Origin of the sequence: Ilyobacter sp., from assembly GCF_041583315.1 — a bacterium.
Lineage (GTDB): Bacteria > Fusobacteriota > Fusobacteriia > Fusobacteriales > Fusobacteriaceae > Ilyobacter.
Map to the genome: position 1 here is coordinate 1 of NZ_JBFHGC010000096.1, position 6,639 is coordinate 6,639.

A 6,639-nucleotide genomic window follows, 5' to 3' on the forward strand; every position below is an offset into this window, starting at 1 on the left:
CTATAATTTTAGAGAAAAGGTTACTTTTTCGAACACAGTCAGAAACAGATAGAACTCAGTAAATACAGGCTCTGAAGAATATAAATATATTAAATATATCTGCATTGTATACTGTGTGAATTTTTAAAATTGCTGTAACTGTTGTAGAATAAGACAAATAAATTTATAGACAGAAATAATCATAGCTTGTTAAAAGGTATGTTTTCAGAGAGATCTGTAAATTGTTTTGTTTAAAAAGAAATTTAAAATTAAATTAGAATAAAGATAGAGGTTGCAGATTATCATTAGTAAGAAAAGGGAGAGCCGGCCAGCTCAGTGAACATTTCTAAAAGGGGGATCTGCCGAAATTCATTCTCACGTGCCATGGGGATGGGTTGGGGCATCGGAAAATATCCGGTGTACTGTCGTTGTCTCGTGAAGACAATGGAGTGCTATCTTACCATAACTATAATTTTTTTGTATTGTTTTAGTTGGTAGGATTGTACCCTGCCAACTTTTTTTGTATATAAAATTTTAATATAAAACGGAGATTTTTTAGGGGGGATATAAATGAAACTTTTTGGTTCTATGGAGATTAAAGAAAATCAGCTTTGTATAGGGGGAATGAGTGCCAAAGAGCTGGTGGGGAAGCATGGAACACCTCTCTATGTAATGGATGAAGCTCTCATCAGCAAAAATATGGAGACATTCAAAGCAGCTTTTAAATCAGACAGATTTGAGACTGAGGTTGTGTACGCATCAAAGGCTTTTCTTACTACAGGGATGTGTCAGATCGTAGACAGACACGGACTGAGCATGGATGTAGTGTCCGGGGGAGAACTATTCACTGTGAAGAGTGCAGGGTTTCCAATGGAAAGAGTACATATGCACGGGAACAACAAGACATGGGAAGAACTGGAGATGTGCTTAGACTACGGACTCGGAGAGATAATCGTAGATAACAGAGATGAACTGGATAAGCTGGAAAAAGTCTGCAGGGAAAAGGGGAAGAAAATAAATGTTCTTTTGAGGGTAAATCCAGGTATAGAGGCACATACTCATGAGTATATACAGACTTCCACTTATTCTTCAAAATTCGGTGAGTCTATATTTGACGAAAATATAAAAGATATAATCAATAAATTTATGGCTGCTGAATATGTGGAACTTAAGGGGTTTCACTGTCACATAGGATCTCAGATATTTGATGAAAAGCCTTTCTTTGCTGCCATGGACACAATGCTGAAATTTGTAAAGCAGATGAAGGAAGAGACAGGCCTTGATACGAAAGTGTTGAACCTCGGAGGAGGCTTCGGAGTTTATTATTTCAAGGGAGACGAGGCAGTGGACTTTGAGAAATTCTGTAAAGAGATGATAAGAGACCTGGAGCTGAAACTAGATGAATACAGTATAGAACTGGACAAGGTGATAATAGAGCCAGGAAGAAGTATAGTGGCAAATGCAGGAACTACCCTCTATACAGTGGGGGGAACAAAGGTAACATACAGCGGTAAAAAATATATTTTTATAGACGGAGGAATGACAGACAACATAAGACCGGCCCTTTACCAGGCACAGTATGAAGGGGTCATAGCCAACAGAGTAAATGAAAAGGAAGAAGATCTGGTGACAGTAGCAGGAAAGTGCTGTGAATCAGGAGACCTTCTTCTGAAAGACGTATATCTCCAGGAAGCAAAAGAGGGAGATATACTTGCAATTGGAACTACAGGGGCCTATAATTATAGTATGTCCAGCAATTACAACAGAATAAGAAAACCTGCAGTGGTTTTTGTAAAGGACGGAGAAAGTAAAGTAGCGGTGAAAAGGGAGAGCTATGAGGATCTTATAAGAAACGACCTCAAGCTTTATTAAGGGGGAATAAAAATTGAGAATAGTACAGAAATACGGGGGAACATCAGTAGGAACAATTGAAAAAATAAAAACCATAGCAGATCATCTCATAAAGGTCCAAAAAGAGGGGAATGAGGTAGTAGTAGTAGTATCGGCAATGGGTAAAATGACAGACGTACTTATCGGGAAAGCCAAAGAGATCACAGAGAGGCCTGACAGGCGTGAGTTGGACATGCTTATGTCCACAGGGGAGCAGCAGACAATAGCTCTTCTATCTATGGCTCTGAAGCACAAAGGGCAGGAAGCTGTATCCCTCACAGGTAGTCAGGCAGGAATACAGACCACAGGAACTCATACAAAAAGTAAAATAAAAAGTATAAATAAAGACAGGATAGAGAAACACCTTAAAGACGGAAAGATAGTTATTGTGGCAGGATTCCAGGGGATAAACGAAGCGGGGGATATAACCACCCTAGGACGTGGAGGTTCTGACACAAGTGCAGTGGCCTTGGCGGGAGCCTTGGGATGTCAGTGTGAGATCTACACTGACGTAGACGGGATATATACATGCGACCCGAGAGTCCATGCAGGAGCAAAGAAAATAGATAAGATCTCCTATGAAGAGATGATGGAGATGTCAAACCTGGGAGCAGGTGTGATGGAAGTAAGGGCTGTAGAGCTAGGTAAAAAATTTGGTGTCCCGATATATGTGGGAAGAAGTCTAGGGGAAAAGAACGGAACTTATATAGTAGAAAAGGAGCAGATAATGGAAGAGAAACTTATAACAGGACTTAGCATAAATGAAAATGTATTGATGGTGAATTTGCAAAATCTTTATAATAAACCTCAGAAAATAGCAAATATATTTTCTGCACTGGGAAAACAGGATGTAAATGTGGATATGATAAGCCAGAGTCAGTCAGTGGAAGACATGGTGGATATAAGCTTCACATGTCCTGCAACAGAGGAGGATCTGCTAGACAAGGCGGTAGAGATGATAGCAACTCAGAATCCTGCCCTGAAGATAAGCAAAAACCAGGATCTTATAAAGGTCTCTGTAGTGGGAGTGGGAATGATCAGTCACTCTGGAGTAGCAGGAAAACTTTTTGAAATTTTCGGAGAGAAGAATATAAAATTCTACCAAGTGACCACATCTGAGATCAGTATCTCCTTTACAATGGATAAGGACAGGAAAAAAGCAGCTGTAGATGCCATAGCAGAAGCATTTAATATCTAGGAGGCGGTATGTTAAAATTTGAAAAATATCACGGTCTTGGAAATGATTTTATAATATTCAATGAAGAGGAAGTAAAAGGCCTCGACTATTCAGAACTTGCAATGAAGGTCTGCCACAGGAATTTTGGTATAGGGGCAGACGGGATGATGGTAGTGGCAAAATCAGAAAAAGCAGACATAAGAATGATATTCTATAATGCCGACGGAAGCGAGGCTCCCATGTGTGGTAACGGAGTACGTTGTTTTTCACACTTTGTGAGAAATAATAAACTTGTGGAAAAGGATGTCATGTCAGTAGAGACTCTGGCAGGAAACATGATAATAAAAACAGATGAAAAAGACGGTAAATATTTAGCCAGGGTAAATATGGGGATGCCGATTTTTGAGACAGAGAATATTCCCATGAGTATATCAGAAAAAGATTTTATTGAAAGAAAGATAGAATCTTATGACAGGGAGTTCAGTGTATCGGCTCTTTTCATGGGGACTACTCACAGTGTGACTTTCGTAGAGGATCTGGAAACACTGGATATACAAAAGTACGGAAGAAATCTGGAGATAAATCCTCTATTTCCCAAGAGAACCAATGTGAATTTTTCCAAGGTAATCTCAAAGAACAGGGTGGACGTGAAAACATGGGAGAGGGGAGCCGGATATACCTTCGCATGCGGAACGGGAGCCTGTGCAGTGGTGGTAATAGGAAACCTTACAGGAAGACTGGATAAGAGTGTAGAGGTCCGGGTACCAGGAGGAAAACTCTTTATAGAGCTCACTGATGAGGGAGTATTTATGACAGGAGAAAGTAAAAAAATAGCAGAAGGTCATTATTTTAAATAGAATATTTCAGTTCTGAAAGATAGACTCAAAATAAAATTTTCATCGAGAGAGGTATGGAAAATATGAAAAAATATAATATAGCAGTTGCCGGTGCAACTGGAATGGTAGGAAGAAAATTCTTGGAAGTGCTTGCAGAAAGAGATTTCCCAATTGAAAATCTGTATCTTTTTGCATCCAAAAGGTCTGCAGGAAAGAAGATGGAGTATAGAGGGAAAAGCTATATAGTAGAAGAGCTCACTGACGAAGTTTTTGACAGAGACATTGATATAGTCCTGTTCTCAGCAGGAGGAGCAACAAGTGAAAGATTCTCACCTGTTGCCAGAGATAAAGGTGTAATAGTGGTAGACAACAGCAGCGCATTCAGAATGTACCCGGAGATACCTCTTGTGGTACCAGAGGTAAATCCTGGAGATGTGGAAAAACATAAGGGAATAATAGCAAATCCCAACTGTTCTACAATTCAGTCGGTACTTCCGTTAAAGGCTCTTTCTGAAAAATTCGGAGTAAAAAGAGTAGTATATTCTACATACCAGGCAGTGTCGGGGTCTGGAGTGAACGGTATAGAGGATCTGAAAAGAGGACTAGAGGGAAGAGAACCTAAAAATTATCCTCATCCAATCGCCAACAACTGCCTTCCTCATATAGATGTATTTCTAGAGGACGGATATACAAAAGAAGAACGTAAAATGATAGAGGAAACAAGAAAAATCCTGGGGATCCCGGATCTCCCTATAACAGCTACCTGTGTAAGGGTACCTGTGGAAAACAGTCACAGCATATCGATAAATATTGAACTTGGAAAATCCTTTGAAATGACAGAAATATTTGAGGCGCTGAAGGGATTTGATGGTATAATAGTGGAGGATGACACATCGAAGAACATTTATCCCATGCCTATCCACGCAAGCGGAAGAGATGAAGTCTTTGTAGGAAGAATAAGAAGAGATTTCAGCAGGGAAAACAGTGTAAACATATGGTGTGTTGCGGATAATATCAGAAAAGGGGCTGCAACAAACACAGTCCAGATAGCAGAACTCTTAATCAAAAAGGGTCTAATCTAAGCTCAATTAAGGAGGAAATATAATGTTTACAGGGTCAGGAGTAGCTATAATTACCCCGTTTAAAAAAACCGGTGAGGTTAATTTTGAAAAACTTGTGGAATTAATAGAATTTCATATTGAAAATAAAACAGATTCTATAATAATAACAGGAACTACAGGAGAGGCTTCGACACTTTCTGACGACGAGCACCTTGCTGTAATAAAGTGTGCAGTGGATACAGTAAAGGGAAGAATACCTGTAATCGCAGGGACAGGAAGCAATGATACCAGACACGGAATAGAACTCAGTGTAGAGGCGGAGAAGCTAGGTGTTGACGGACTTTTACAGGTGACTCCTTATTACAATAAAACTAACAGAGAAGGTCTTATCAGACATTTTGAAAGTATAGCAGAATCTGTAAATATACCGATTATTCTTTATAATGTTCCAGGGAGAACAGGTATGAATATTCCCGTAGATGTAGTGGCTCATTTAAGCAAAAATGAGAAAATAGTGGGAATAAAAGAAGCAAGCGGAAATATCTCTTATGCAGTTGAAATTGCCAGACTTTGTAATGAAAATTTTGTGATGTACTCAGGAAATGATGATATAATAGTTCCTATGCTGTCCATAGGATCAAAAGGTGTAATATCTGTTGTCGCAAATATTATGCCTAAGGAGACCCACGATATGGTGGATCTGTTTTTAAAAGGAGAAGTTGAAAAATCAAGAGATTTACAGCTTCACCTAAAGCCCTTTATAGATGCTCTTTTTATTGAGACCAATCCTATTCCTATAAAGAAAGCTATGAACCTTACTGGATTTGAAGTAGGAGGATTAAGACTTCCTCTTTATGAGATGAGTGAAGGAGCCACTGCAAAATTAGCAGAAGAGATGAAAAAAATAGGTTTATTAAAGGGGTAGGTGATTATGAATATAGCAGTTTTCGGATATGGTATGATGGGTAAATTTGTCTGTGAAGATGTTACATCTGCCGGGCTTAATATTGCCGGAGTTATTGAAAAGAGAGATGACGTTCAGGCAGTAGCACCTGTAACAAGTGATATTCTTTATAAATCTTTAAATGATATCAGAGAAAAAGTGGATGTAATAATTGATTTTTCAAATCCGGCTAACCTTGATGAGATTTTGGAATTTGCAGTTGAAAATCAAATCGGTGCAGTGATTTGTTCTACTGGATTTACCGATGAGCAACTAGCCAAAATCAAAGAAGCAAGTGAAAAGACAGCGGTACTTTTCTCAAGAAATATGTCTCTGGGAGTTAATGTCATATCAGAGGCATTGAAACAGATCACTCCAATTTTAGCCGATGTTTTTGATATTGAAATTATTGAAAAACACCACAATCAAAAAGTGGACTCCCCATCTGGAACTGCCAAATTATTCTATGATTCAATAAATGAATCATTAAACGGTGAAAAAGAAGCTGTTTACGGGAGAGAAGGAATTGTTGGTAAAAGAACTCAAAGAGAAGTCGGAATCCATGCTATCAGAGGTGGAAGTATTGTTGGGGAACATAGCGTTATTTTTGCAGGACAGGATGAAATCATTGAGTTGAAACATGAAGCTCTTTCCAAGAGAATCTTCTCTCAGGGTTCTGTCAAAGCTGCAAAATTCTTAGTAGGTAAAGCACCTGGATTCTATACAATGAAAGAAGTACTAAACTTAAAATAA

At 38.8% G+C, this 6,639-nt stretch carries 6 protein-coding genes and 1 riboswitch; all 6 genes read left to right on the top strand.

Annotation, left to right across the window (positions count from 1 at the left end; genetic code table 11):
- Nucleotides 1–257: 257 nt before the first annotated feature.
- A riboswitch (Lysine riboswitch) is annotated at nucleotides 258–442 on the top strand.
- A 107-nt stretch (nucleotides 443–549) separates the two neighbouring features.
- The 6 genes from lysA to dapB all read left to right on the top strand — a co-directional run bounded on the left by lysA (nucleotide 550) and on the right by dapB (nucleotide 6,639).
- Nucleotides 550–1,851 (top strand): diaminopimelate decarboxylase, encoded by a 1,302-nt coding sequence (gene lysA / locus ABZA26_RS04855; protein WP_372713389.1) that lies wholly within the window; start codon nucleotides 550–552, stop codon nucleotides 1,849–1,851.
- Between the two features lie 13 nt (nucleotides 1,852–1,864).
- Nucleotides 1,865–3,067 (top strand): aspartate kinase, encoded by a 1,203-nt coding sequence (locus ABZA26_RS04860; RefSeq protein WP_372713390.1) that lies wholly within the window; start codon nucleotides 1,865–1,867, stop codon nucleotides 3,065–3,067.
- 8 nt (nucleotides 3,068–3,075) lie between these two features.
- Nucleotides 3,076–3,903 carry a diaminopimelate epimerase gene (gene dapF, locus ABZA26_RS04865; RefSeq protein ID WP_372713391.1) on the top strand — a complete coding sequence of 276 codons (828 nt, stop codon included), beginning with the start codon at nucleotides 3,076–3,078 and terminating at the stop codon, nucleotides 3,901–3,903.
- Between the two features lie 62 nt (nucleotides 3,904–3,965).
- Nucleotides 3,966–4,964 carry an aspartate-semialdehyde dehydrogenase gene (locus ABZA26_RS04870; protein WP_372713392.1) on the top strand — a complete coding sequence of 333 codons (999 nt, stop codon included), beginning with the start codon at nucleotides 3,966–3,968 and terminating at the stop codon, nucleotides 4,962–4,964.
- Between the two features lie 22 nt (nucleotides 4,965–4,986).
- Nucleotides 4,987–5,868: a 4-hydroxy-tetrahydrodipicolinate synthase gene (gene dapA, locus ABZA26_RS04875; protein ID WP_372713393.1), complete on the top strand. Its 882-nt coding sequence runs from the start codon at nucleotides 4,987–4,989 to the stop codon at nucleotides 5,866–5,868.
- A gap of 6 nt (nucleotides 5,869–5,874) precedes the next feature.
- Nucleotides 5,875–6,639, top strand: coding sequence for a 4-hydroxy-tetrahydrodipicolinate reductase (gene dapB / locus ABZA26_RS04880; RefSeq protein WP_372713394.1), 765 nt, complete (start codon nucleotides 5,875–5,877; stop codon nucleotides 6,637–6,639).

Bases quoted from the DNA above. Each gene is read 5' to 3' on its own strand.
- lysA (WP_372713389.1), top strand. From the start codon at position 550: ATGAAACTTTTTGGTTCTATGGAGATTAAAGAAAATCAGCTTTGTATA.
- dapF (WP_372713391.1), top strand. From the start codon at position 3,076: ATGTTAAAATTTGAAAAATATCACGGTCTTGGAAATGATTTTATAATA.
- ABZA26_RS04870 (WP_372713392.1), top strand. From the start codon at position 3,966: ATGAAAAAATATAATATAGCAGTTGCCGGTGCAACTGGAATGGTAGGA.
- dapA (WP_372713393.1), top strand. From the start codon at position 4,987: ATGTTTACAGGGTCAGGAGTAGCTATAATTACCCCGTTTAAAAAAACC.
- dapB (WP_372713394.1), top strand. From the start codon at position 5,875: ATGAATATAGCAGTTTTCGGATATGGTATGATGGGTAAATTTGTCTGT.